The organism is Paenibacillus harenae DSM 16969, assembly GCF_000422465.1.
GTDB lineage: Bacteria > Bacillota > Bacilli > Paenibacillales > Paenibacillaceae > Pristimantibacillus > Pristimantibacillus harenae.
Window position 1 is genome coordinate 1,459,799 of the sequence record NZ_KE383842.1, and the last position, 23,829, is coordinate 1,483,627.

A 23,829-nucleotide genomic window follows, 5' to 3' on the forward strand; every position below is an offset into this window, starting at 1 on the left:
GGGCGGGCGCTCCTCACCCGCCTCGCTGCACCGCCAGCACCGCCAGCTCGATCTTGTTCAGCATGAGCCCGTATTCGTTCGTAATTTCGAACGTATGGGGCAGAGGCAGCTTCTGGAAATAAGGCTTCACATCAGCCGCCGACCGGAACCAGTCGCCGGGCTCCGGCGACGCCGGCGGCTGATCGCCCCATGCCGCGCCAAGCTCGGGGCTATAGAGCGGTTCGGCGCCGGGCTTCAGACGGCCGCCGAGCAGCCGCTCCGCATAAGCGCTCCCTGGCGGCAAATGCCGCACCCGCGCGAACAAATGCGGCGCGTAATCCGCGCGCGAGCCCGTATGCTTGACCGCCCCGGCAAACGCCCGGGCGCCCTCATGCACGCGGGGAATGCCGAACAGCACCGCATACAGCCGCTTCCCGAACTCGATTCGTTCCTTCAGCTGTTCGAAACGCTCCATAATAAGCCCGGCAAGACGAAGCGGCTGAGCATCCCCGTCCTTCCGCCGCCTGATCCCGTAAGGCAGGATAACGCCGTTCAGCTGCAGCAGCGATTGAAGTCCGAAGAACAGCGTATGGAGCACCTTATCGCGAAAGTACGGATCCTGTACGACGCGCTGCTCGATATAATGCTGCTCATTCACAATAAGCGCAACCGTAAGCGGGACCGGATCGCGCTCCCGCCAGAACTGCTTCCAGACCGGCAGCATAAAGGACGAAACGCCGAACGCGGGCAGCAAATGAAATAAGCTTCGCCCCAGCCGCTTGCTCCATTCATATAACAATAGCTGAGGATACGCATCTTGGAAAATATAAGCGTTCGCCCGCTCCAAGAAGAGGAACACCGCCTCGCGCTGCCCGGGGCGGAGCAGCCAAGGAAGCCACTCGCCTTGCAGATCCGTCATATTCCAGCCGCCGTTGCGCGATACCATATGCGCAAGCAGCGCCCAATGCAGCTCCGGCGAACGAAAATATACCGACCGGTACGCCTCGGTGCGCGTTACATTATTGCGGTTGCCCTCGGCGGTCTCCTTCTGAATCCGTTCGACAAGGACAAGTTCCTCGCCGTTCAGCTCGGAAGGCGCGGCGGATGCAGGCGAAGCGCCGAGCTTTGTCCACGCAGCGGCAAGCCTGGCGGCGGCAGCCCGGGAGAGCTGCAGCGGCACCGCTTCCGCTGCCATGGCATGCGAAGCGCTGATGGCGGTCCATTTTCCGGCTGCATAATCCAATGCCGCACCCGGCAGCGCGAGCAGCTGTCCCAGCCAATAACCGAGCGAACGGCGGCGAAGGCGCACCTCATTCTTATTGTCCATCGTCAACGCTCCTTGTCCGGCGCTGCCTCCCTCGTGCGGAGGATCCCGCGCGCATCTTCTATTTACCAGTATCCGCCGCCGAACGGCTCGCCATACCGTATAAGCAGCATATGCGCCGGCTGATCCTGCGTTGTATAATAGGGTCATATGGAAGCAGAGACAGGAGGCAATCTGATGTGCGGAAGATACACGCTAACCGTCACGCTCGAGGAGCTGATGGTCAGATATATGATCGATGAGACGATGATCCCGTTTCATCGTCCGAAATATAATGTAGCGCCGAGCCAGCTGGTGCTCGCCGTCGTGAACGACGGCCGAATCAACCGGCTGGGCGAACTGAAATGGGGACTCATTCCCCCATGGGCCGATGACCCCAAGATCGGTTTTCAGATGCTCAATGCCCGCTCGGAAACGGCCGCGGATAAGCGTGCCTTCGGCGCTCCGCTTCGCTGCAAACGGTGCCTGATCCCGGCGGACGGCTTCTATGAATGGAAGACGACGGCGGGCGGCAAGCAGCCGATGCGCATCGTGCTGAAGAGCCGCTCCATATTCAGCATGGCCGGACTATACGAGACATGGCTCTCGCCGGATGGCGTCAGAATAAACAGCTGTACGATTCTGACCACATCGCCGAATGCGCTGGTCGCGCCGATACACGACCGCATGCCCGTCATATTGCGGCCGGAGGACGAGACGTTGTGGCTGGATCGCGCTGTGACGGATTTGGATGCCGTCAAGCCGCTTCTGCGGCCCTACGACCCGGACCAGCTCGAAGCCTACGCCGTCCCCCCAGCCGTCGGCAGCGTGAAGAACGACGACGCTTCGCTGATAGCGCCTTATAAGGCGGACGAGCAGCTTGAGTTTTGGTAATTATGCCGTACAGCGGCGGCTCTTGCAGCGGGCCAAGCAGAAACGCCTGCCTTTCGTCCTTGTCAGAGGACGCCAAGCGTTTCACGAGAATTCCAAACGCATAGTAGTGTAAAACTGATAAATTCTTGGAATTAAAAAAAATCGCCGACCGCAAGCGGTCAGCGAAACATCCCCCACAGCTTCAATAAATGAAACGTGTTATTGGGATCGATTTTTTGCCCCAGCACGAAGTTGACGATTTGCTCCTCCTGCGTATCCGTAAGCTGCTCCTGCAAAATAACGGCCGCCGATTTCACGAGCCTTCTCACCTTCGGCCGGTCCTGCAAATCATATTTCGTTACATGGCCAAGCAATTCTCGAATCCGGTCCTTTGTTGCTGGATTTTTCAATTTAAATTTGACACGTTCGACCAACTGCGGCCGAATGCCGTACTTTTGGTAACTCACCGACCAGACACCTCCATCCGGCAATCGAATCCAATACCATCGTTACATCATATGCCGGATGAACCCGAATATTGCCTAGTCAAGCTGTTCCCCCTGAAAATAGACATCCTTCTGCAGCACGCCGCGAACTCTTGCATATGACGAATTCGACCAAAAATCGTCCCGCTCCGTCAGTTCGGCGGCATCCTCGCGCGCCGTCTCCAGCAGCTCGTAATCCGCCGCCATGTCCGCGAGCCGGAATTCCGGCAAACCGCTTTGCTTCGTTCCGAAGAAATCGCCCGGACCGCGAATTTCCAGATCTCGTCTGGACACCTCGAAGCCGTCGTCCGTATCCGTCATAACCTTCATCCGCTCGCGACCCGTTTCCGATTTCGGATCAGCTACAAGAATGCAGTGCGATTGGTGCTCTCCCCGGCCTACCCGGCCGCGCAGCTGATGCAGCTGCGATAAACCGAACCGTTCCGCGTCCATAATGATCATCAGCGTTGCATTCGGCACGTCGACGCCGACCTCGACGACGGTTGTCGCGACCAGAATTTGCATCTCATTCGCGCCGAAAGCGCCCATGACGCTTTCCTTCTCGGCTGCCGTCAGCCGGCCGTGCAGCAGCCCGACCCGAAGATCGGGGAATGACTGCTGCGTCTGTACGAATAGATCAATGGCATTTTGAACGTCCAGCTTTTCCGACTCTTCAATCAAAGGACAAATAATATAGGCTTGGCGCCCTTTATTGACCTCTTTGCGAATAAAAGCGAGCACACGCTCCATCATGCCGTGCTTGACCCAGTAGGTCTTAATCGGCTTGCGGCCGTGCGGCCGTTCGCGAATCGTCGACACGTCCATATCCCCGAAAGCGGTGATGGCCATCGTTCTTGGGATCGGCGTAGCCGTCATCGTCAACACATCCGGATTCATCCCTTTACGGCGAAGAATGCTGCGCTGATTGACGCCAAAGCGGTGCTGCTCATCGACGACGACAAGACCTAAGCTGCGGAAAAACACATCCTCCTGGATAAGCGCATGCGTTCCGACCGCGATATCGATCATTCCCATCTGAAGCCCTGCCAGCACATCCCTCCGTCTGCGCTCGGTCAGGCTTCCCGTCAGTAACGCGACCTCGATGCCCATGTCGGCGAACAGCCTTTGCAGCGAGCGCATATGCTGCTCGGCCAATATTTCGGTAGGCACCATAAGCGCGCCTTGGTGGCCGGCTTTAACCGCGCCATACAGCGCAATGGCCGCGACTACCGTTTTGCCGGAGCCGACATCGCCCTGCAGCAGCCGGTTCATGCAGGATGGCCTGCGCATATCCGTTAATATTTCATTGACTACCTTCTTTTGCCCATCGGTCAGCTCGAAAGGCAGCGTGCCGGCGAACTGCCGGACCGTTTCGCTTTCGATCCGGTGCGCGATACCGTCATTGCGCTTGCGGTTAAGGGCGCGATAAGCCTGAAGTTTCAATTGAAACAGGAACAGCTCCTCATACACAAGCCGTTTGCGGGCAGCTTGTCCTTCCTGTGTATCGTCCGGCAGATGAATGCGCTCCACCGCGTCGCGCCTGCCCATCAGATGATGCCGCTGCACGAGCTCATGCGGAAGAAGCTCCTCAATCATCGCGCCATACTGCGTCAACGCTTGGCGCAGCGTCTTCCGCATCCAGGCCTGCGTTATGCCCCCGCCGACGGAATAGACCGGCTGCAGCGTGCCCGATTTAGCCGATTTGCCGCTGCCCGGAAACTCGGATTCCGATACCGTCATTTGGAGCCGATGCTGCTCCCATTTGCCGGTCAGCATCACCTCCCGGCCGGGCGTCAGCTGATCCTGCAGAAAATGCCGGTTAAACCAGACGGCGGTAATCAGCCATTGCCCTACTTCGACCTTGCATGTCAGCCTCGACTTACTGCGCCCGAACCGCTGCAGAACAGGCACGCCGCGGACGGAGCCAAGCACCGTGACCTTCTCCCCGTCTTTTACGTCCGTTAGCTCGCGAATGCGATAATCCTCATAGCGAAACGGAAAATAATCAAGCAAATCAGCAACGGTATGCACGCCAAAGGCGTGAAGCTCTTGTTCCTTGGGAGCGCTCACGCCTTTGATTTGCCGAACAGTCATTTGATTCAGCGCCAACATGAGATCACAACCTGCGCATGAACACGGCCGACGTGCCAAGTCCGGCGTGCGTGCCAATAACCGTGCCTACTCTCGTCCAGTCCATCGCCTGCACGTTGAACTCTCTTTGGATCAGCTCGCCGAGCTCCTCGGCTGTTTGCCTGTGAGACGTCCATGCCATCGTTACGCTGACAGGCTCGTCGCCGAATGATTGCTTTAGCAGCTCGATGATGCGCAGCATCGCTTTTTTGGAGCCGCGCACCTTATCTACCGCCGTCACAATCCCTTCCTGATCAAGCGACAGGATCGGCTTGATGTTCAGAATGGAGCCAATGAACGCAGAGGCTTTGCCGATCCGGCCGCCTTTCTGCAAATTCTCAAGCGAATCAACGAGAAAGAAAAGTCTCGAATCGCGCTCAAGCTGTTCGATCGCTTCGATAATCCGTTCCTTCGATTCGCCTGCCTGCGCCATCTCGGCTGCCCGCACAACGCGAAGCCCGAAACCGTAAGAAGCCGACTTGGAATCTATAATCGTAATGTCCGCCTCTTCCTCGAGCATCGATTGCGCTATAACCGCGGATTGATACGTACCGCTAAGCGCAGCCGACAGATGAATCGAGATAATCGGCGAACCGGCATCCTCCGCGAGCAAGCGCTGGTAGACATCCGAGAACTCGACTGGCGAAGGCTGCGAAGTGGTTGGAAGCGTAGATGCCTGCGCGAGCTTCTCATAGAACACCTCGGGATCAATCGTTACGGTATCCAAATAGGTTTCTTCCCCGAAAATCACCTTAAGCGGCACAGTCGAAATGCCAAGCCGCTCTCTGACCTCGGATGGAATATCAGCCGTACTGTCTGTGACGATTCGTACCTTCCCCAACATTCATCCCTCCAACGTTTCCTCCGACATAAATACAAATCATTTATTCTACGGCGAACAGATACGGATACAGCGGCTGTCCGCCCTTTTGCACCTCTAGCTCAAGCTCCGGGTATTGCTCCGCGATCCATTCGCATAACGAAGCCGTCTCGGCCGAATCGGCTTCCTCGCCGGTCAATACCGTCAGCAGATCGCCGCCGTTCTCCATCATGCTGCCGATCAGCCCTCTGCAGGCGCCGGCTAAGCTGGGATCCGAAACAACGATCGTTTTCTCTTTGATCCCGATAAAATCGCCTTCCCGGATGTCAACGCCCTCAATCGAAGTATCCCTTACCGCCTTCGTGACTTGACCGGAGACAACCTGCTCTGCCGCGCTTTTCATCCATGCCGAATTGCGCTCGGCAGTCTCCTCCTCCTTGAAGGCCAGCACTGCCGCTAATCCTTGCGGTACGGTACGGGTCGGTATGACGGTCACATTGCGTTCGCTAAGCTCGGCGGCCTGTTCAGCAGCCAGGATGATGTTCCCGTTATTCGGAAGAATATAAATATGCTCCGCCGACAACGCCTCGATCGCCTTCACGAAATCCTCCGTGCTCGGGTTCATCGTCTGTCCGCCGGACAATACGGTATCCACGTCATTTTCGAGAAAAATATCCGCGATCCCCTCACCCATGGCTACGGCAATAATCCCGTAAGGCGCCCGTTCGAATACTTGTCCCGGAGGCGTTACCTGTACGGACTGGCCGGCCAGCAGTTCAGCGGCGGAGTAATCGGCCGTACTGACGTCCGAGAGCTCGTGCTCCAGCAAATCGCGATGCTGCTCCCTCATGTTCAAAATATGAATGTCGGTCAATTCGCCGTAAGGAAGCGACAAATTAAGAACATCCCCCGGTTTGCGCGAATGGACATGGACCTTAATGATATCCTCTTCAGCAATAACCAATATGGAATCGCCGTCTTTTTCAAGCGCCTTTTTGTAAGCGGATTCATTAAAAAACGCCAACTTTGGTCCGCCGAGCTTTCGATTGATAAAAAATTCCATATCGTATAAAAATTCAATCGCTTCCGTCGATAAACGCGATTGCGCAGATAATGGCTCATGCTTGCGAAGGGCAGGCGCCGCTGAAGGAGCGGTTACCTCCTCGGGCGTCGCCGCTTCCGTCTGCATCGAATACGAATCCCGGTATCCCCCGCCTTCCATGCCCGTCAAGCTGTGCACGAAGCCTTCATAGATAAAGACGAGACCTTGTCCGCCAGAATCGACAACGCCGACCTGCTTAAGCACAGGCAATAAATCCGGCGTGCGCTGCAGCGCTTCGTGCGCCTTCTGGTGAACCTCCTGCATTAATTCAACGACGTCATTCGTTCGACGCGCGTATTGCACCGCATGCTTAGCCGCTTCCTTCGCAACGGTAAGAATCGTACCTTCCACAGGCTTAACAACAGCCTTGTATGCGAGATCAACGCCATGCTGCAGCGCAGCAGCTACCTTAGTGGCTCCAGCCTCCTCGAGGCTCGCGAGCGATCTGGAGAAGCCCCGGAACAACTGGGACAGTATAACGCCCGAGTTGCCCCTGGCCCCCATCAGCAGCCCTTTGGATAATGCTTCTGCCGCTTTGCCGATATGGTCGGATGGCTTGCTGCGAAGCTCACGGACACCGGAAGTCATCGTTAAATTCATGTTTGTGCCCGTGTCGCCGTCCGGCACCGGAAATACGTTCAAAGCGTTAACGCGCTCCGCGTTACGCTGTAAATACTCCGCGCCGAGCAGTACCATTGCGGCAAAATCAGATCCGTTAATAAAGCGCTTACTCAACGAAAATTCCCTCCCTGTTACTTGGATACCCTGACGTCCTGAACGAATATATGGACTTCTTCCACTTGTAGACCGATTACGTCATTGAGCACATATTTCACCTTGGATTGGATGTTATGCGCAACTTCGGAAATTTTCGTTCCATAGCTCACGATGATGTAGAGGTCAATATGCAGCTTCTCGTTTTCCCGCCTGACTTCTACGCCGCGGGTAAAGTTCTCACGGCCGAGCAACTCGGCAATTCCGTCCTTCAGTTGTTTACGGGATGCCATTCCGACAAGTCCATAACAATCCATGGCTGCAGAGCCTGCAAGGACGGCTATGCAATGGTCTGTAATATGAATGGAACCTAATTCGGTGCTTAGCTGCAGAGGCATGGAAATACACTCCCTTACTGTATATTATGGACTATCTACCATTGTACTATAAACGGCACCTTTATAGAAGTCCGTTCATAAAAACCGCTCATTATGTGAAAGAACAACGGATTCCGCAAGCGGGGAATCCGAGTTCCCAGTAGATTTAGGTTGAACAGAATCGATGTTTGTGATACGATATTCAAGTGTGTTTAAATGTTATTTCGTTTAAGAATGAAGTTTTCCTCACGTATAACGAGGCTCATGCTTACGGAGACAGATTTGCTTTAGCAATTCTTAAAGGAGGTGTAGTCATGTCCCGCAAATGTTTTCTTACAGGTAAAGCGCCTGGCACAGGCAACAACGTTTCCCACGCTAACAACAAAACACGTCGTTCTTGGGGCGTAAACGTGCAGAAGGTCCGCATTCTGGTTGACGGTAAGCCAAAGCGTGTTTATGTCAGCGCTCGCGCACTGAAATCCGGTAAAGTTACACGCGTATAATGATGGCAGAAGCCATAGACAAAAGCACCTGAGCGCTCAGGTGCTTTTTTTCATTGTTCACGACCGCAGCCGCCGGGGATTTATCGGCATTCGATCTAATTTTTTTGAAAGGTATTCAAAATCGCTTTAACGAACCCGCCCAAAAATTTCGGCAGCTTTATTGTGTAAAATTTCATGCCTCATCCCTCCTCAGACACGCTCATCGAATTGAACCGTGACAAGAACCTTCGCTCATGTAACCATCCTATGCGTCGTCAGTTCGTCCTATTCCATCGCTGGAGCGTCGGGAAGAGCCCATTATCATCACGTGATCGGCTGCGGATTATCTCTCAAATAAAGGACCATTGCAATAATTACGGCAACAAGAAAATAGAAGAAGATCCCCAGCGCAAAAAATGCGATTCGCAGTCCTAACGTTTCGAATCTCCGGAAAAACCGAATCCCTATGTATATGGCCAGCAATGAAAATATATACCTATAAATCTCGGTAAGCACTGAAAAAATGGCCAAACAAGAACCGGCCAGCAAGGTGTAGCCGATCACCCATAACGTCGTTTTTAACCGTTCATTCATCCGCTTCGCCCTAACGCAGCTCGGCGATTGCCGCTGCGCGATCCTTCTCGGCGAACACCGCATTGCCCGCTACGAGAACGTTAGCGCCGGCATCGCGGATCGCAGGGGCCGTTGCCGGATTCACGCCGCCATCCACCTGCACATGCACGTTATTTAATCCCCGCCCGCCCAGCATCGTTCTCAGCTGGCGAAGCTTGTCAAGCGAATAGGGAATGAATTGTTGTCCTCCGAAGCCCGGATTCACCGTCATAATAAGAACGAGATCAAGATCGTGCAGGATCGGCTCCAATACGGATACGGGAGTTGCCGGGTTAATCGCAACGCCGGCCGGAAGCCCTTTTTCTTTGATATAATGCACGGTTCTGTGCAAATGAACGCATGCTTCGGCATGTACCGTAATGCGGTCTGCTCCAGCCGCGATATAATCGGCGAGAGACAGCTCCGGGCGTTCAATCATCAGATGAACGTCGAAAGGCAGCGCGGTTGCCGAACGCACGGCGGCAATAACCGGCGGGCCGAAGGTCAGGTTCGGCACGAAATGTCCGTCCATCACATCGATATGGATCCAATCCGCTCCAGCCGTCTCTACGGCTTTAATCTCCTCGCCGAGCTTCGCGAAATCTGCCGATAAAATAGATGGCGCGATAATCGTCATAGTTGTCAGTACCTCCGTTTTTTCTCTTTCAATTCAGCCAGAAACAGAATGTAATGGTCGTATCGGCTTCTCTCCAAGTTGCCCGCTTCAAGCGCCGTAAGCACGGCGCAGCCGGGCTCGCTTACATGCGTGCAGCCTCTAAACTTGCAATCTGGCGAAAGCTCGCGCATCTCGACGAACCCGTATGCCAGATCCTCGATGCCCAGCTCCGTGAAATCCAGCTGGCTGAAGCCCGGCGTATCCGCCACCAGGCCTCCGCCGATTTGAATAAGCTCGACATGCCTGGTCGTATGCTTGCCGCGCCCCAGCCGGTTGCTGATTTCATTCGTCTCCAGCTCCAGGCCCGGCACAATGGCGTTCAATAGCGAGGATTTGCCGACACCCGACTGGCCCGCGAATACGGCCAAGTGGCCTGTCAGCCTTTCCTGCAGCGGCCGGATTCCTTCGCCTAGCCGCGAGCTCGTGCCGTACACCTCGTAACCGAGCGGCCGGTATATACGATTAACGGAGGCGGCCGCAGCCCGCGCCTCCTCCGTTTCCAAACCGTCATTTTCCAGATCCTGCTTACTGAGGCAGAGTACGGCCGGAATGCCGGCATGCTCGATATGAACGAGAAACTTGTCGAGGAGCTGCAGGTTAAGCGCAGGCTCCGTCACGGAAAAGACGAGAATCGCGAGGTCGACATTCGCAACCGGCGGCCGGATAAGCTCGGAAGAACGAGGCAGAATTTCCTCGACGGTTCCTTCCCCGTTCTCGGTCAGGCTGTAGAAGACCTCGTCGCCGACAAGCGGGGAAATGCCTTTTTTCTTAAAGATGCCCCGGGCGCGGCATTGCACCGTCGCCGCGTCCGGACCGTCATTTCCGCCGCGGACATAATAGTATCCGCTGAGCGCCTTAACAATCGTTCCCCTGAGCTGCGCGACGCTTTTGTTATTGCTGCTGTTGCTCTTCTTCGCCTGTTTGCTCATCGCTTTCGTCAACCTCCCCTTGCACCGGTTCGCCGGTAGGCTGCACATCGTCGCCCGGAAAGGTCAAGGTGGATGTATTCGTCCCCTGTGCAAGTTCTTCGTAAGTAATGGATTTTCTGTCGATGAACTGTTTGTCGCGATAGACCGTCACGCTTGCCTCCGTATCCGGCGCGAGTACAACCGTAACAGGAAAGGTTTGCGTGCTTGTAATTTGCCGTTTACCCCACTCGACATCCTCGCCTCGCGCATCCGAGTAGACAATCCGGATTTCGCTCGTTTTCCCTGCTTCCGCAGGAGAAATGACGATATTGAAATGATGCTCCTTCGCGTCCTCAGGTGGTCCCGAGCTGACCCGGACCGAAATTTTAGATCCTTTGGTCACTTTGTCCTTCGGCTCGAAAGGATCCTGGCTGATTACGTAATCCTTCTGATGCAAATAGCTGGGCTCGTATAAAATATCGGCATCCTCCAGCACCAGCTCGAATGCCTTGACCAGATCTCTAGCTTCCGAGAGGCTGTTGCCGATCAGATTCGGCATCTCAACGGTCTCGCGTCCCTTGCTGACCATAAACGAAATTTCAACCGACTCCGGGTTAAATTCCTCGCCTTCATTCGGTGTCTGCTGCAGGATCGTATCCGGCGTTTCTTCACTGAATACCCGTTCTATAATAATTTGCTTATTCTGCTCGGTAATGCCCAGGGCGCCTAATTCGTCGATCGCGGTTTGCAGCGGCTTGCCGACGTAATCCTTCAGCACCTCCAGCTCGGGACCGTCGCTTACCGTCAGCTCGATTAACGACCCCTGCTTGACGCGCAGATTCGCCTTGGTCTGGCTAATGACGTGATCCAACGGAATTTCCTTGCTGTGCTCGCGGATGACAGGATCCTCAACCTTCAGGCCTGCGTCCTCGATCATTCGCCGGGCTTCATCTAACGGCTTTTCGACGACAAATGGCACCTCCACCTCGGGGACGTCAAGCTTGTCGATGAGCCAGAGGAAGCCCCAAATAATAAGAGCCAATACGACAAGCGTCACGCCGACAACGGTAAGCGGCTTCTTCCAGCCCTTCGGCTCCGGCTTCGCGCCTAGGTCGTCCCGCTCGGCAGCCGCATGGGTCGTTGCAACCGGCTCGGCACGCTCAGAAGCGGCCTCCGGTCGGACCTCGCCGCGAATAGCCGGCATGACGCGGGTCTCTTCCATATCATTGACGGCCGTAAACGTAATTTTCGGCTCGTTCAGCCGATCCGGGCGCAGGCAGCTGTCCAGGTCAAGCTGCATTTCATGCGCGGAAGCGTAGCGCTCATGCATATTTTTGCGCATCGCTTTGAGAATGACGTTCTCTACGCTTTGCGGGATATGAGGATTCACGATACGCGGCTCCTCGAAATCTTCCTGAAGATGCTTCAAGGCAACGCTGATCGGGCTTTCGCCGAGAAATGGCAGCTTCGCCGTAAGCATCTGGTACAACACGATACCGAGCGAATACAAATCCGATTTCTCACCGGTATTCACCCCTTTGGCATGTTCCGGGGAGAAATAATGAACCGAGCCGATGACCGAGCCGGTTTGCGTAATCGTTGACGAAGTCACGGCCCGCGCAATTCCGAAATCCGTTACTTTCACTCGCCCGTTTTTGCCGATTAATATATTATGCGGCTTAATGTCGCGATGGATAATATGATTCTGATGGGCATGATCAAGCGCATCCGCGATTTGCACGGCGATTCGGACCGCTTCATCCGCTTGCAGCGGCGCGCGTTCTTGTATAATTTCATTTAAATTATGGCCTTCTACGTATTCCATCACGATATAATGCGTGTCATCTTCTTGTCCGACATCATAGATGCTGACGACGTTCGGATGAGATAGCGCGGCCGCCGACTGTGCTTCCCGGCGAAAACGGCGAATGAATTCCTCGTCGTGCACGAATTGCTGCCGCAGCACCTTGACCGCAACATTACGGTTAAGCAGCACGTCATGCGCTTTGTATACAAGCGCCATTCCGCCGCCGCCGATTCGCGTCAAAATTTCATATCGTCCGCCTAAATCGTGTCCGATCATATCCGTCACCCCTCCCGATCCGTGCCGGCTGCTTCTTGAAGGAGAACGACCGTAATATTGTCGTCCCCTCCCGCATGCAGGGCAAGCTGAATGAGATGGTCAGCCTTTTCTTCCAGCTCGAGCCGATCCGTCATGACCGTCTCCAGCATTTGCTGTTCGCTTATCATATTGGACAAGCCGTCGCTGCACAGCAGCAGTACATCCTGCGGCGACCATTCTACCGCGAGGACGTCTACATCGACGTGAGCATCCGTGCCGACGGCACGCGTTATCACGTTGCGGCGGGGATGGTGAGCCGCTTCCTCCGCGCTAAGCTGGCCCGACTTGAACAATTCATTCACGAGCGTGTGGTCATCCGTTAATTGCGTAATGGCGCCTTCCGCAATCTTATAGGCCCGGCTGTCGCCGACGTGGCCGATTATCGCATTATCCTGCTTCACTAACGCGGCCACGATCGTCGTGCCCATATTGTGGTAGCGCTCATTGCGGGAAGCCAGCTCGTATACCGCCTCATTCGCCTGCGAAATCGCCTGCCGGATGAGCATTTTGCCTTCCTGCAGGGACAGGTCGGCCTTCGCGGCGCTCTGCTCCAGCATGCTGCGGAACGCATCGACCGCCAGCCGGCTGGCTACGTCGCCGGCTTGATGGCCGCCCATGCCGTCTGCGACGATGGCCAGCGTAATCCCGTTATCCAGCTGGGCGATCCATGATTGATCTTCATTAACTTGACGCCCCAATCCGATATCCGTGCGGTTTGCCGTTAACAATCCGTCATCACCTCGCCGTGGACTCCATATGTTTCGCCCTTAATTGACCGCAGGCTGCCGCAATGTCATGCCCTTGCTCCCTGCGGATGGTCACGCTAACGTTATTGCGATCCAGTACCCTCTGGAATTCAAAAATATCTTCTCGCGGCGTACGAACATAATTCCGCTCGGGCACATGGTTGACCGGAATGAGGTTTACGTGGCACAGCATGCCCTGCAGCACTTCAGCCAGCTCCTGCGCGTGCTCCGGACGGTCGTTCACGCCGCCGATCAGCGCATATTCGAACGTAATCCGCCGGCCGGTCTTCGCAATGTAGTGGCGGCAAGCCGCCATCACGTCCTCGAACGGGTAACGGCGGTTAACCGGCATGAGCTTGGATCTAAGCGCGTCATTCGGCGCGTGAATCGACAGCGCCAGATTGATTTGCGTATTCTCGTCAGCGAATTTGTACATGCTCGGCACGATCCCGCTGGTCGATACCGTAATATGGCGCTGTCCGATGTTAAGCCCCTTCTCGTGAATCATGAGGCGAAGGAATGTCATCGTCGCATCGTAGTTCTCAAACGGCTCTCCCGAACCCATGATTACGATGCTGGAGACACGCTCGCCCGTCGCATCCAGCATTTGCTGCGCGGTTACGACCTGGGCGACGATCTCGCCGGCAGTCAGATTCCGCTTCAAGCCGCCGAGCGTAGAAGCGCAGAACGTACAGCCGATGCGGCAGCCGACCTGCGTCGTAACGCAGATGCTGTTGCCGTAATTATGACGCATAATAACGGTCTCGATGGCATGCGCGTCATGCAGGCCGAACAAAAACTTAACCGTACCGTCTTTGGATTCGAATCTCGTAATTTCGTTCAGCGTCAGAATGGAGAAGTGTTCATCCAGTTTCTCACGCAATGATTTCGAAAGGTTGGACATATCTTCAAAGCTCTTCACGCGCTTCACATAAAGCCAGTCGAACAGCTGCCCGCCCCGAAAAGCCGATTCGCCGTTCTCCTTCATCCACTCCTGAAGCTGCTCGAGCGTGTAATCATATACACACGGTTTCATCTCATCACACCTGTACCTTAAAGTAGGGCGGCATCTCTCAGTCTATGCGCCGCCATCGATTTATTTTACCACAAACGACCATATTCAACCATAAGCGCCGTTTAAGCGCGCTTTACCATACGTGCGATAAAGAATCCGTCACTGTTAAAATGCTGCGGGAGCAGCTGCGCCTGGCCGTCGAAACGCTCGCCGACCGCGCCGGCTTTCCGGAGCTGCTCCACAATGGCCTCCGGCCAATTGGCATCCAATTCAAACTCGGGATGCTCCTTCAGGAACCTTGCTACCTGCCGCTCGTTCTCTTCCTGTTCGATTGTACAGGTACTGTACACGAGAACGCCGCCCGGACGAACAAGGCCGCATACCGCATCGAGAAGGCGCTGCTGCACCGCTGCAATCTCCGCGACGTCGCCGGCGGTTTTGTTCCATTTGATCTCAGGCTTGCGCCGTATGACGCCGAAGCCCGAGCAGGGCGCGTCGAGAAGGACGGCATCCATCGAATGCGGCTTGAACCTCTCGCCAAGCTTCATTGCATCCTCCGTGATCGCCTCTACATTCCGCAGCTTCAGCCGCTCGGTCTGGGACACGATAAGCTCCCGCTTATGCGCGTGAATATCGTTCGCCCAAACCTTGCCCTTGCCGCCCATCAGCTCGGCCAGATGCGTGCTCTTCCCGCCCGGCGCCGCGCAGCAATCCAGCACCTGCATGCCTGCTGCAGGCGCCACAACCTCGGATACAAGCATCGAGCTCTCGTCCTGCATCGTCCACAGCCCTTCGCGGAACCCGTCCGTATCGGCGAGATTGCCGCCGCGGCTTATAATGATGCCCGCAGGCGCCACGGGCGAAGCTTCCGCCTCATAGCCTGCGGCCTGCAGCTGCTCCAGCAGAGCTTCACGGCTAAGGCGCAGCGTATTCGCCCGAATGCTTGCGTGGGGCTGACCATTGCCGGAAGCGCATATCGCTTCCGCTGTTTCTGCGCCGTACACCTCGGTCCAGCGTCTCACCAGCCATTCGGGGTAGGAATGACGCAAGGCGGTCTGGACGGCTCTGTCCGCATGCGTAACAGCTGAGAGCTCAAGCTCGGACCGGCCGCGGTCGATGCTGCGCAGCACGCCGTTCACCATGCCGGAAATACCCGCATGTCCCCGTTTTTTGGCGATCGTTACCGCCTCATTCACCGCCGCATGCGCAGGTACGCGGTCCAGAAATAGCAGCTGATAGGCGCTTAAGCGCAGCAATTGATGCACCCATGGATCAAGCTTATGCAAGCCCTTGGCGACGAACCGACTCAGCCAATGGTCAAGCGTCGCCTGCCGCTGAATCGTGCCGTATACGAGCTCGGTTACGAGCCCGGCATCGGCGCGCTGCAGCTCCGCCTCCTGAAGCACGCGGTTAAGCTGCAAATTGCTGTAAGCGCCGGTCTGGGCGACCTTCACCAGCGTGTCCAACGCCAGCTCGCGCGGCGACTTTGCTTTGCGCGGCGCTTGCTGTGCCGTTGGCGCCTGCTTTCCCCCCGCAGCGGGGCGATGATGCGGCCGCTTCGGTTTACGCGTATCGCCCGCCGTCATTCCGCACCTCCATCGCCAAACAGCGTGCCTGCTTCAAGCCGGGCGCCCTTGAGCCAATCCGCCGCGTTCATCGTTTTTTTGCCGGCAGGCTGAATCTCTTTCAGCGATAACACGCCCTTGCCGGTCTGTACCTGAATCCCGTTATTATCAGCCCTAAGTACAGTGCCCGGCGCATTCGATGCGGGATCTCCAGCTTCATCGTCAGCGGAGCAAGCCCATACCTTGAACACCTCGCCGTTGAGGTAGGTAAACGCGCCGGCCATCGGAGATAACCCGCGTACCTGGTTAAAGATCGCACGCGCAGGTTTGTTCCAATCAATTCTTTCGTCGGCGCGCGTCAAATTCGGTGCGTAGGTCGCCAACTCATTCTGCTGGGGCACCGCTTTCGCTTCGCCCGCAATAATCGACGGCAGCGTGCGGCCGAGCAGCTCCGCCCCGGCGATGCTCAGCTTCCCGAACATCGTGCCCGACGTATCCTCGTCGGTAATCGGAAGCTCGACGACGCTGATCATGTCGCCCGTATCCAGCCCCTCCGCCATATACATGATCGTTACGCCGGTAGAGCTCTCGCCGTTCATGATCGAACGCTGGATCGGGGCGCCGCCCCGATATTTCGGCAGCAGCGAGCCGTGAACGTTAATACAGCCCAGCCGGGGCAAATCAAGCACGCCCTTCGGCAGAATCTGTCCGTAAGCGGCGGTTACGATAAGATCGGGCCGCAGCTCGGCGACCGCAGCTACCGCATCCGCGCTTTTCATCCGTTCAGGCTGCAGAACGGGAAGGCCAAGCGACAACGCCGCTTCCTTTACAGGCGGCGGCGTCAGCGTTTTTTTGCGGCCCTTCGGCCGGTCAGGCTGCGTTACGACAGCAACGATATTGTAATTTTGCTCCACAAGAAGCTTAAGGGAGGGAACGGCAAATTCCGGCGTTCCCATAAATACGATACGCATGAAGCTATTCGCCGCCTTTTCTCGGTCTTTCCGTAATGTCATAGACGCTCTCCGCCAAATCGGTGAACAGAATGCCGTTTAAATGGTCGACCTCATGCTGGAACGCGCGTGCCAGATACCCGCTGGCCTCAATCGTAAACGATTGACCGCTGCTGTCTTGGCCCGTTACGACAACGCGGTCGGCGCGCAGCACGTCGCCGTTAAGGTTCGGGATGCTCAGGCAGCCCTCGGGACCGAGCTGCTCCCCGTCCTGCTCCACGATGACCGGATTGACCATCTCGATCAAGCCGTTCTCATCGCCGACGTCGACGACGATAACGCGCTTGGAAATGCCGATCTGCGGAGCCGCAAGGCCGACCCCTTCAGCGTCATACATCGTTTCAGCCATATCCTTCAAAAGTTTCTGTAAATTCGAGTTAAATTTCGTTACTTCCTTCGCCACTTCCCGCAATACAGGATCAGGGTCTTTCACGATTAGTCGGATACTCATTGTATTCCCATCCTTTGCAATCATTAAAATCTTAATCGTTATTTATAGTATAACTTGCGGATCTACGTCAATGCTGAACTGCACCTGCCGTTGCGGGGGTCCGTCAGCGAACGGGCCCAGCGCCTTGCGGACGAGGGCGGATGCATCGATGTTTCCACGATATTTTATCACACATTGAAAACGGTAGCGATCTTTCATTCTTGAAATCGGCGAGGCAACGGGGCCAAGCACCTCGAGCGCCCTGTTAAAACCGCTGCTGAGCGGCAGCAGTACGCCCTCATGCTCGGCCAGCTCGCGCAGTCCCGCCGCGAATTGCTCGCTTATCGTCGACAATAACGGAAGCTGTTCATGCGACATCGTAACGAGAATCAGCCTGCAGTAAGGCGGGTAGCTCATTGCCCCGCGATGCCTTAGCTCCTCGCCGATGAATGCGGCATAGTCATGCTGCTGCGCCGTCATGATCGCGTAATGTTCAGGCGCATAGGTCTGCACGACGACTTCTCCGGGCAGGTGATGCCTGCCTGCGCGTCCCGCAACCTGCGTGAGCAGCTGGAACGTCCGCTCGGCAGCTCGGAAATCCGGTAAATGGAGCGACGTGTCCGCCGCGATAACGCCTACTAATGTAACATATGGGAAATCCAGTCCTTTCGCCACCATCTGCGTGCCTAACAACACGTCCGCCTTTCGTTCGCCGAACTGCTTGAGCAGCTTCTCGTGCGAGTTCTTCTCCGTCGTCGTATCCACGTCCATTCGAATGACCCGAATGCCGGGAAACAGCTTCGCAAGCTCTTCCTCTACCCGCTGCGTGCCTGTGCCGAAGTAACGTATATGCTCGCTCTGGCAGGAAGGACACGCGGCCGGCGCTTGCTCGGCATGCCCGCAGTAATGACAGCGCAGCGCCCGCGATTTCTGATGGAACGTAAGCGAAATGTCGCAATGAGGACATGCGGCCGTATAGCCGCAGGAGCGGCACATGACGAAGGTCGAGTAGCCGCGCCGGTTAAGCAGCAGCACCGACTGCTCCCCGCGCTCCAGCCGCTCGGCAAGCGACCGGTGCAGCAGGCGGCTGAACATGGAGCGGTTGCCTTCCTTTAATTCCTCGCGCATATCGATGACCGTAACCGGCGGCATCGGCCTGCCGCCGACCCGATCCGGCATCGGTAGCAGCGCAGGCTCCCGGTCTTGGCCGCGCACCGCCGAAGAACGGGTTGCAGCTGCATAAGATTCAAGCGACGGCGTGGCAGACCCAAGCACGACGGCCGCACCATGCTGCCTCGCCCTGCGGACCGCCACGTCTCTCGCATGATACTTCGGGCTTTCTTCCTGCTTATAGGACGATTCATGCTCTTCATCAATGATAATAAGTCCGATTCTCTCAAAAGGCGCAAATATGGCAGACCTGGCGCCGATCGCGACCTGCACCCGGCGGTTGCGAATTTTGCGCCATTCATCGTACCGCTCGCCGTTCGAAAGTCTGCTGTGCAGCACGGCGACCGCGTCGCCGAAACGGCCCTTGAAGCGCTCCACCATTTGCGGAGTTAATGAAATTTCCGGCACGAGGACGATAGCCTGCTTCTCCTGCGCCAGACAGAATTGAATCGACTGCAGATATACTTCGGTTTTGCCGCTGCCGGTTACGCCGTGAAGCAGCATCGTCTGCGGTTCGCCTGCATCTACCCCCCTTGCGATCCGGGCATAAACCTCCTGCTGTCCTTCCGTCAGAGGCAGGGGAGCCGTCCGTTCAAAATCCCGATCGGCATAAGGATCGCGCTGCTGCTCTACCTCGCGCAGCTCCAGCAGCCCTTTCTCGGCAAGCGACCTCACGCTTGCCGCCGATCCGCCAGCCTCCGCAAGCAGCGATTGAAGCGCAAGCGGCCCGCCATGCTCGAGCATGAAGCCGAGCACCTCGCGCTGCTTCACCGCTCTGACCGGCAGCTCGTCCATCGCCGCGCGCACCGCACCTGCATCAGCCGGCACGAACACCGTCAGCACCTTCCGGATCGCCAGCCTGTCGCGGATGGACGTCTGCTCCACGAGCACGCCCTCCCGCAGAGCCGCCTTCACCGCCTTGGCATGCTGTGGGAATCGTTCAAGCAGCGTGTCCAGCTTGACGAATTTTCCGCTGGAGCCGATCCACTGCATCAACTCTTGCGGAATATCCTCCGCGGCGGCCACTTCGTCCTGGATGCCGACCAGCCTCTCCGCCTTTCCTTTCAGGGCGGCCGGAATCATAGCCTGCAGAGCTGTCGTCCACGAGCAGCAATATTTCTCGCTGAGCCACTTCGCCAGCTCGACGAGATCCGGCAGCAGCGGCGGTACGGGATCGAGCAGCTCGGAGACGGGCTTCAATCTGGAGGAATCGATATCCGCTTCCGCCGCCAGCTGCGTAACGAAACCCTGAAGTACGCGGCCTCCGAAAGGAACGCCGACGCGGCTGCCAACCTCGATCCACTCCTCCATCGAAGAAGGCACTTCATAATCAAACGGCCGATCCGTCTGGCGGCTCGGCACGTCTACAATGACTTTAGCAATCATTTTTCGCTCCCTCCAGGGAGCGCAGCCCGTTCTGCAATGATGTCCAGCAAGCGGCTTGCAACCTCCCGCTTGGACAGAAGCGGCATCGTCTCGACGAGCCCCTCTTCGCCGAACACTTGAACGATGTTCGTATCCCCGTTGAAGCCGGCGCCGGCAAGGCTTACGTCATTAGCCACTATAAGGTCGCAATGCTTGCGCCGGAGCTTGTCCATTGCATAATGCCCGATCTGTTCGGTTTCCGCCGCAAAACCGACAAGGAACTGATTCTTCTTCCGTTTCCCCAGCGTCTCCAAAATATCCGTCGTCCGCTCGAGTTCGAGAACCAGCCGCTCTCCGTTTTTTTTCAGCTTCTGGCCGCTGATGTTCACCGCCCGATAGTCCGCAACGGCTGCGGACTTGATGACGATGTCCATCTCGTCGTAAAAGCCGGTTACCGCCTCCAGCATCTGCTGCGCGGATTCGACCCGAACAAGCTGTACGCCGGGCGGCGGCGATACCGCCGTCCGTCCGGCGACCAGCGTCACTTCGGCACCCATCAATAACGCCGCTTCCGCTATGGCAAAGCCCATCTTGCCGGAAGAATCATTCGTCAAATATCTGACCGGATCGAGCCGTTCCATAGTGCCGCCCGCGGTGACGAGTACTCGCTTGCCCCGCAAGCGCCCGCTTCTCGCGAACCACGCTTCGACCGCGGCCGCGATCTCCTCCGGTTCGGCGAGCCTGCCCTTCGCGACATAACCGCAGGCCAGCTGGCCCGTGCCGGGCTCGACGAACATAACGCCCCGCGAGGCAAGCAGCTCTAGATTGCTGACGACAGCCGGATGCTCATACATATGTACATTCATCGCAGGGGCGATCAGAATCGGGCAAGTCGCCGCAATCAGCGTCGTACTGAGCATATCGTCCGCATGACCGCCTGCAAGCTTCGCAATCGCATTGGCGGTAGCCGGCGCGATGACGATTAAATCCGCGTGATCCGCCAAATCGATATGGGACACGACCGACGGATCCCGCTCATCGAACGTATCGGTATAGACCGGATTCCGCGATAACGTTTGCAACGTTAGTGGCGTTATGAACTTCGTTGCCGACTCCGTCATAATCACTTTCACGCTTGCGCCCGCCTGCGTCAGCTTGCTGCACAGCGCCGCGCCTTTATAGGCCGCAATTCCGCCTGTAATGCCGAGTATAATTGATTTTCCTCTTAGCATGGTGTGTCTCCTATCACCTGTCAATTGCCTATCATTACGAAACCATGCAGCGCCTCCGGCTACCAATCGTTCCGCTCTCGCAAGCTCGTAATCTGCGCGACATGATGCCTGCCGTGCCAAGCAACGAAACCAAGGAAGTAGGCTAACCCGATCTGGCTGCCCTTCTCCGGATGATAAAACATTTTATCAAAATCAGCCGGCTCCATCGAGCGCAGCAGCAGCACCCACCGTGCATAAATGCCTTCTATAACAGCTAGACTTACCGAAGGTGAAGCCTGCAAGCTGTCCGCCGTAATCGCCCAGCGTTCTTCATTGAACGGCTTGATCGTCGGATTCGGCTCGGTTAATGCCAGCTTGAAGCGCGAGAAGCAATTCATTGCCGCATCCGCGATATGATGCGTGACCTGGCGCACGGTCCAGCCGCCGCTGCGGTACGGGGTATCGAGCTGATCGTCGTCAAGCCCTTCCAGCGCAGCCTTCAGTTGGCCGGGCAGCCGCTCCACCTCCGAGATCCACTGCTCCCGCTGCTTCGCGGTCATTCCTTCATAAGAGTATCTGCCAATCGGATAACGCAATTTGTCCATTCCGTCCCCTCCTGTTCGAGATCCCTGCAACTTCAAATGCATATACTATCATACCATATGAGCTTTCGATTTCTACCTAGTACTTCTTCATTTTCCTTTTTATCCGGGGCTTGCCCCGCATCGGCGGAAGCATTCCCATCGAAGGGCTTCCCGTCACTGCCCACGAATAAACTGCAGGATACCGATGCCGATTATCAGCACAACAAACACAATGATAAAACCGATGGCAAAGTTCGCCCATCCCGGCCGCCTTCGATGCGAATTCGCGGTCAAACGGTCGACTTGCGACTGAAGCTTCCGGAGCGTATCCTTCATTTCCTGCATTTCGTTTTTGTCCGCCATTCGCCTCATCCCTTTCAATTCCATGATAACGATATCCGCCTTAATACGTACCAGCGCGAGAGAAGCTTCCGTTACCCGCCCGAGCTATAAACGCTTATCAATGATAGGCTTGTTCTCCTGAATTTCCTTCCTCAGCAGCCTGACCTCATCAATAAGCACATCCATCTTCTTCGTCGCTTTAGACGAATCGACAGCACCGCGGATTACGGACGAAATGACAAACATAAACAACACGAAAAAAATAATAAGGATCACAATGAAATCCAATTTCACCCCTCCTTTACTCGTGATAACGAAGCTTGCTTCCGGTAAACGATGAACGCGGTTGGACAAAAAAAGGACTACAAAACTGTCGCCAGTCCGCAATCCTTCTTCTCGGTATCCATTATGAAAATGAAAATGAAAATGAAAATGAAAATGAAAATGCTAATCCTCTTTCGAATCGTCCTTCTCGACTTTCAACAGGTCGCCGTAAATTTCTTCCAGCGCGACGCCTACAAATTTACGGGAGCGCGGGTTGCGAAGTTCGGATTTGTCCCCGTTGCGAAGCATGCGCGCGCGTCTTGAAGCCGCGACGACCAACGTGTATTTACTGTCAACCTTTTTCACCATTTCATCAATAGACGGATATAACATTGTTCATTCTCCTCACTCAAGCTTTCTCAATTGCGGCTACCATGCCCGAAACATACGGCGCTAACCGGTCTCTGCGGCAGTGTTCGGCAATAATGATGCTGCGGATCCGGTCACAGGCGCATTCGATTTCGTCATTCAGCACCGCATAATCATAGTGACGGAGCAAATTCATTTCCTCCACCGCGACGGTCATGCGGTTATTGATCGTATCCAAAGATTCCGTTCCCCGGCCCGTTATTCGCTGCTTCAACTCATCGAGCGAAGGCGGCAGCAGAAAGACAAAGATGCCGTCCGGAAACTTTTGCTTCACCTTAAGGGCGCCCTGAACCTCTATCTCCAAAATAACGTCCTTGCCGCCCGCTAAAGTCCGCTCGACAAAATCACGCGGAGTGCCGTAGTAGTTCCCTACATATTCGGCATGCTCCAGGAGGGCGTCATGCTTGATCATGTCCTGGAACTGCTCCCTCGTTTTGAAAAAATAATTAACCCCTTCGACTTCACCCTCGCGCGGCAATCGTGTCGTTGCCGACACCGAATAAACCAGATCGGGCATCTTCCCGCGCAGAACGGAGCATACTGTTCCCTTGCCGACCCCGGAAGGACCGGACAAAACTATTAACAATCCCTTATCCATAATACTCCCCGTACTATTCGTCGTTATCGTCGTCCTTCGTGGACAACCGGTGCGCAACCGTCTCCGGCTGAACCGCTGATAAAATAACATGGTCGCTGTCTGTAATAATTACAGCGCGAGTGCGGCGACCATATGTAGCGTCAATAAGCATGTGCCTGTCGCGCGCCTCTTGAATGATTCTCTTAATCGGAGCCGATTCAGGGCTTACGATTGAAATAATGCGATTTGCCGAAACGATATTGCCGAATCCGATATTAATTAGTTTAATAGCCAAGCCTGGTTCCTCCTCCGCCTGCGTCCTTCCCTTGTACATCTGCCTGTGAGTAGTCCATTTTACAAGCGCAAACGGCTATCGCCGTACTTTGGCGGTGTAGTTTACGTTTCGCGGTGAAATAATAGCAGAGTATCTTTATCATGCTTTACGATATTGACATTCGAACGCCGTAAAGCGGTATGCTGGGTTGCTCTTCCAAATGAAAGATAGAACTATTGCTCTATTGTTGACGAAAACAATAAG

Annotated in this window: 26 protein-coding genes; 2 read left to right on the forward strand and 24 right to left on the reverse strand. The window is 55.7% G+C overall.

All coding sequences use genetic code 11. From position 1 onward, the window contains the following. Positions 1 to 13 precede the first annotated feature (13 nt). The gene (locus H581_RS0117245; protein WP_036718745.1) at positions 14 to 1,306 is read right to left on the reverse strand and encodes a DUF2515 domain-containing protein; all 1,293 of its coding nucleotides are present in this window, start codon (positions 1,304 to 1,306) and stop codon (positions 14 to 16) included. A gap of 174 nt (positions 1,307 to 1,480) precedes the next feature. On the opposite strand from H581_RS0117245, the gene H581_RS0117250 reads away from it, so the two are divergent. Beyond that, a complete protein-coding gene (locus H581_RS0117250; RefSeq protein WP_028611107.1) occupies positions 1,481 to 2,176 on the forward strand; it encodes an SOS response-associated peptidase in 696 nt (231 codons plus the stop codon). 158 nt (positions 2,177 to 2,334) lie between these two features. On the opposite strand, the gene H581_RS0117255 is transcribed toward H581_RS0117250, so the two are convergent. The 5 genes from H581_RS0117255 to H581_RS0117275 all read right to left on the reverse strand — a co-directional run bounded on the left by H581_RS0117255 (position 2,335) and on the right by H581_RS0117275 (position 7,804). Beyond that, the gene (locus H581_RS0117255) at positions 2,335 to 2,622 is read right to left on the reverse strand and encodes a stage VI sporulation protein F (protein WP_028611108.1); all 288 of its coding nucleotides are present in this window, start codon (positions 2,620 to 2,622) and stop codon (positions 2,335 to 2,337) included. Between the two features lie 75 nt (positions 2,623 to 2,697). After that, positions 2,698 to 4,752, reverse strand: a complete 2,055-nt coding sequence (gene recG / locus H581_RS0117260) for an ATP-dependent DNA helicase RecG (RefSeq protein WP_036718749.1) — start codon at positions 4,750 to 4,752, stop codon at positions 2,698 to 2,700. A 4-nt stretch (positions 4,753 to 4,756) separates the two neighbouring features. Beyond that, positions 4,757 to 5,611, reverse strand: a complete 855-nt coding sequence (locus H581_RS0117265; protein WP_028611110.1) for a DegV family protein — start codon at positions 5,609 to 5,611, stop codon at positions 4,757 to 4,759. Positions 5,612 to 5,654: 43 nt separating this feature from the next. After that, positions 5,655 to 7,388, reverse strand: a complete 1,734-nt coding sequence (locus H581_RS0117270) for a DAK2 domain-containing protein (protein ID WP_084134659.1) — start codon at positions 7,386 to 7,388, stop codon at positions 5,655 to 5,657. Positions 7,389 to 7,444: 56 nt separating this feature from the next. Next, complete coding sequence (locus H581_RS0117275) at positions 7,445 to 7,804, reverse strand: Asp23/Gls24 family envelope stress response protein (RefSeq protein WP_028611112.1); 360 nt, start codon at positions 7,802 to 7,804, stop codon at positions 7,445 to 7,447. A gap of 293 nt (positions 7,805 to 8,097) precedes the next feature. Between H581_RS0117275 and rpmB the strand changes: the two genes are divergently transcribed. Then, a complete protein-coding gene (gene rpmB, locus H581_RS0117280) occupies positions 8,098 to 8,286 on the forward strand; it encodes a 50S ribosomal protein L28 (RefSeq protein WP_028611113.1) in 189 nt (62 codons plus the stop codon). A gap of 95 nt (positions 8,287 to 8,381) precedes the next feature. Here the strand turns inward: rpmB and spoVM are convergent, their stop codons facing one another. The 18 genes from spoVM to remA all read right to left on the reverse strand — a co-directional run bounded on the left by spoVM (position 8,382) and on the right by remA (position 23,586). Further along, on the reverse strand, positions 8,382 to 8,462 hold the full coding sequence (gene spoVM, locus H581_RS34350) for a stage V sporulation protein SpoVM (RefSeq protein ID WP_010345573.1): 81 nt from the start codon (positions 8,460 to 8,462) through the stop codon (positions 8,382 to 8,384). A gap of 127 nt (positions 8,463 to 8,589) precedes the next feature. Next, positions 8,590 to 8,859: a hypothetical protein gene (locus tag H581_RS0117290; RefSeq protein ID WP_028611114.1), complete on the reverse strand. Its 270-nt coding sequence runs from the start codon at positions 8,857 to 8,859 to the stop codon at positions 8,590 to 8,592. Positions 8,860 to 8,869: 10 nt separating this feature from the next. Then, positions 8,870 to 9,514, reverse strand: coding sequence for a ribulose-phosphate 3-epimerase (gene rpe, locus H581_RS0117295; RefSeq protein WP_028611115.1), 645 nt, complete (start codon positions 9,512 to 9,514; stop codon positions 8,870 to 8,872). Positions 9,515 to 9,519: 5 nt separating this feature from the next. Beyond that, positions 9,520 to 10,482, reverse strand: coding sequence for a ribosome small subunit-dependent GTPase A (gene rsgA, locus H581_RS0117300; protein ID WP_051250893.1), 963 nt, complete (start codon positions 10,480 to 10,482; stop codon positions 9,520 to 9,522). After that, positions 10,445 to 12,544: a Stk1 family PASTA domain-containing Ser/Thr kinase gene (pknB, locus tag H581_RS34355; protein ID WP_036718756.1), complete on the reverse strand. Its 2,100-nt coding sequence runs from the start codon at positions 12,542 to 12,544 to the stop codon at positions 10,445 to 10,447. Before pknB ends, rsgA begins: the two co-directional genes overlap by 38 nt. 5 nt (positions 12,545 to 12,549) lie before the next feature. Next, positions 12,550 to 13,311 (reverse strand): Stp1/IreP family PP2C-type Ser/Thr phosphatase, encoded by a 762-nt coding sequence (locus tag H581_RS0117310; RefSeq protein WP_028611117.1) that lies wholly within the window; start codon positions 13,309 to 13,311, stop codon positions 12,550 to 12,552. Between the two features lie 7 nt (positions 13,312 to 13,318). After that, positions 13,319 to 14,365, reverse strand: coding sequence for a dual-specificity RNA methyltransferase RlmN (rlmN, locus tag H581_RS0117315; protein ID WP_028611118.1), 1,047 nt, complete (start codon positions 14,363 to 14,365; stop codon positions 13,319 to 13,321). Positions 14,366 to 14,466: 101 nt separating this feature from the next. Continuing rightward, the gene (gene rsmB, locus H581_RS0117320) at positions 14,467 to 15,930 is read right to left on the reverse strand and encodes a 16S rRNA (cytosine(967)-C(5))-methyltransferase RsmB (protein WP_028611119.1); all 1,464 of its coding nucleotides are present in this window, start codon (positions 15,928 to 15,930) and stop codon (positions 14,467 to 14,469) included. Beyond that, entirely contained in the window at positions 15,927 to 16,880 is a 954-nt protein-coding gene (gene fmt, locus H581_RS0117325) for a methionyl-tRNA formyltransferase (RefSeq protein WP_028611120.1), read from the reverse strand. Before fmt ends, rsmB begins: the two co-directional genes overlap by 4 nt. Before the next feature lie 4 nt (positions 16,881 to 16,884). Further along, positions 16,885 to 17,370, reverse strand: coding sequence for a peptide deformylase (def, locus tag H581_RS0117330; RefSeq protein WP_028611121.1), 486 nt, complete (start codon positions 17,368 to 17,370; stop codon positions 16,885 to 16,887). A gap of 42 nt (positions 17,371 to 17,412) precedes the next feature. Next, positions 17,413 to 19,905: a primosomal protein N' gene (gene priA, locus H581_RS0117335; protein WP_028611122.1), complete on the reverse strand. Its 2,493-nt coding sequence runs from the start codon at positions 19,903 to 19,905 to the stop codon at positions 17,413 to 17,415. Then, positions 19,902 to 21,116, reverse strand: coding sequence for a bifunctional phosphopantothenoylcysteine decarboxylase/phosphopantothenate--cysteine ligase CoaBC (gene coaBC, locus H581_RS0117340; protein WP_028611123.1), 1,215 nt, complete (start codon positions 21,114 to 21,116; stop codon positions 19,902 to 19,904). The genes priA and coaBC overlap by 4 nt, the downstream gene beginning before the upstream one ends. A gap of 59 nt (positions 21,117 to 21,175) precedes the next feature. Then, positions 21,176 to 21,700, reverse strand: a complete 525-nt coding sequence (locus tag H581_RS0117345; protein WP_028611124.1) for a YfiT family bacillithiol transferase — start codon at positions 21,698 to 21,700, stop codon at positions 21,176 to 21,178. A gap of 153 nt (positions 21,701 to 21,853) precedes the next feature. Further along, on the reverse strand, positions 21,854 to 22,066 hold the full coding sequence (locus tag H581_RS0117350) for a hypothetical protein (RefSeq protein ID WP_028611125.1): 213 nt from the start codon (positions 22,064 to 22,066) through the stop codon (positions 21,854 to 21,856). A gap of 60 nt (positions 22,067 to 22,126) precedes the next feature. Continuing rightward, the gene (locus H581_RS0117355) at positions 22,127 to 22,309 is read right to left on the reverse strand and encodes a hypothetical protein (RefSeq protein ID WP_028611126.1); all 183 of its coding nucleotides are present in this window, start codon (positions 22,307 to 22,309) and stop codon (positions 22,127 to 22,129) included. A 159-nt stretch (positions 22,310 to 22,468) separates the two neighbouring features. After that, complete coding sequence (gene rpoZ, locus H581_RS0117360; RefSeq protein ID WP_028611127.1) at positions 22,469 to 22,678, reverse strand: DNA-directed RNA polymerase subunit omega; 210 nt, start codon at positions 22,676 to 22,678, stop codon at positions 22,469 to 22,471. Between the two features lie 16 nt (positions 22,679 to 22,694). Then, positions 22,695 to 23,312 carry a guanylate kinase gene (gene gmk, locus H581_RS34360; protein WP_036718760.1) on the reverse strand — a complete coding sequence of 206 codons (618 nt, stop codon included), beginning with the start codon at positions 23,310 to 23,312 and terminating at the stop codon, positions 22,695 to 22,697. 13 nt (positions 23,313 to 23,325) lie between these two features. Beyond that, the gene (gene remA, locus H581_RS0117370) at positions 23,326 to 23,586 is read right to left on the reverse strand and encodes an extracellular matrix/biofilm regulator RemA (RefSeq protein WP_005548256.1); all 261 of its coding nucleotides are present in this window, start codon (positions 23,584 to 23,586) and stop codon (positions 23,326 to 23,328) included. Positions 23,587 to 23,829: the final 243 nt, after the last annotated feature.

Coding starts and splice junctions, on each gene's coding strand:
- H581_RS0117245 (WP_036718745.1), bottom strand. CDS start 1,306: ATGGACAATAAGAATGAGGTGCGCCTTCGCCGCCGTTCGCTCGGTTAT.
- H581_RS0117250 (WP_028611107.1), top strand. CDS start 1,481: ATGTGCGGAAGATACACGCTAACCGTCACGCTCGAGGAGCTGATGGTC.
- recG (WP_036718749.1), bottom strand. CDS start 4,752: ATGTTGGCGCTGAATCAAATGACTGTTCGGCAAATCAAAGGCGTGAGC.
- H581_RS0117270 (WP_084134659.1), bottom strand. CDS start 7,388: ATGGTACTGCTCGGCGCGGAGTATTTACAGCGTAACGCGGAGCGCGTT.
- H581_RS0117275 (WP_028611112.1), bottom strand. CDS start 7,804: ATGCCTCTGCAGCTAAGCACCGAATTAGGTTCCATTCATATTACAGAC.
- rpmB (WP_028611113.1), top strand. CDS start 8,098: ATGTCCCGCAAATGTTTTCTTACAGGTAAAGCGCCTGGCACAGGCAAC.
- spoVM (WP_010345573.1), bottom strand. CDS start 8,462: ATGAAATTTTACACAATAAAGCTGCCGAAATTTTTGGGCGGGTTCGTT.
- H581_RS0117290 (WP_028611114.1), bottom strand. CDS start 8,859: ATGAATGAACGGTTAAAAACGACGTTATGGGTGATCGGCTACACCTTG.
- rpe (WP_028611115.1), bottom strand. CDS start 9,514: ATGACGATTATCGCGCCATCTATTTTATCGGCAGATTTCGCGAAGCTC.
- rsgA (WP_051250893.1), bottom strand. CDS start 10,482: ATGAGCAAACAGGCGAAGAAGAGCAACAGCAGCAATAACAAAAGCGTC.
- pknB (WP_036718756.1), bottom strand. CDS start 12,544: ATGATCGGACACGATTTAGGCGGACGATATGAAATTTTGACGCGAATC.
- rlmN (WP_028611118.1), bottom strand. CDS start 14,365: ATGAAACCGTGTGTATATGATTACACGCTCGAGCAGCTTCAGGAGTGG.
- rsmB (WP_028611119.1), bottom strand. CDS start 15,930: ATGACGGCGGGCGATACGCGTAAACCGAAGCGGCCGCATCATCGCCCC.
- fmt (WP_028611120.1), bottom strand. CDS start 16,880: ATGCGTATCGTATTTATGGGAACGCCGGAATTTGCCGTTCCCTCCCTT.
- def (WP_028611121.1), bottom strand. CDS start 17,370: ATGAGTATCCGACTAATCGTGAAAGACCCTGATCCTGTATTGCGGGAA.
- priA (WP_028611122.1), bottom strand. CDS start 19,905: ATGATTGCTAAAGTCATTGTAGACGTGCCGAGCCGCCAGACGGATCGG.
- coaBC (WP_028611123.1), bottom strand. CDS start 21,116: ATGCTAAGAGGAAAATCAATTATACTCGGCATTACAGGCGGAATTGCG.
- H581_RS0117345 (WP_028611124.1), bottom strand. CDS start 21,700: ATGGACAAATTGCGTTATCCGATTGGCAGATACTCTTATGAAGGAATG.
- H581_RS0117350 (WP_028611125.1), bottom strand. CDS start 22,066: ATGGAATTGAAAGGGATGAGGCGAATGGCGGACAAAAACGAAATGCAG.
- rpoZ (WP_028611127.1), bottom strand. CDS start 22,678: ATGTTATATCCGTCTATTGATGAAATGGTGAAAAAGGTTGACAGTAAA.
- gmk (WP_036718760.1), bottom strand. CDS start 23,312: ATGGATAAGGGATTGTTAATAGTTTTGTCCGGTCCTTCCGGGGTCGGC.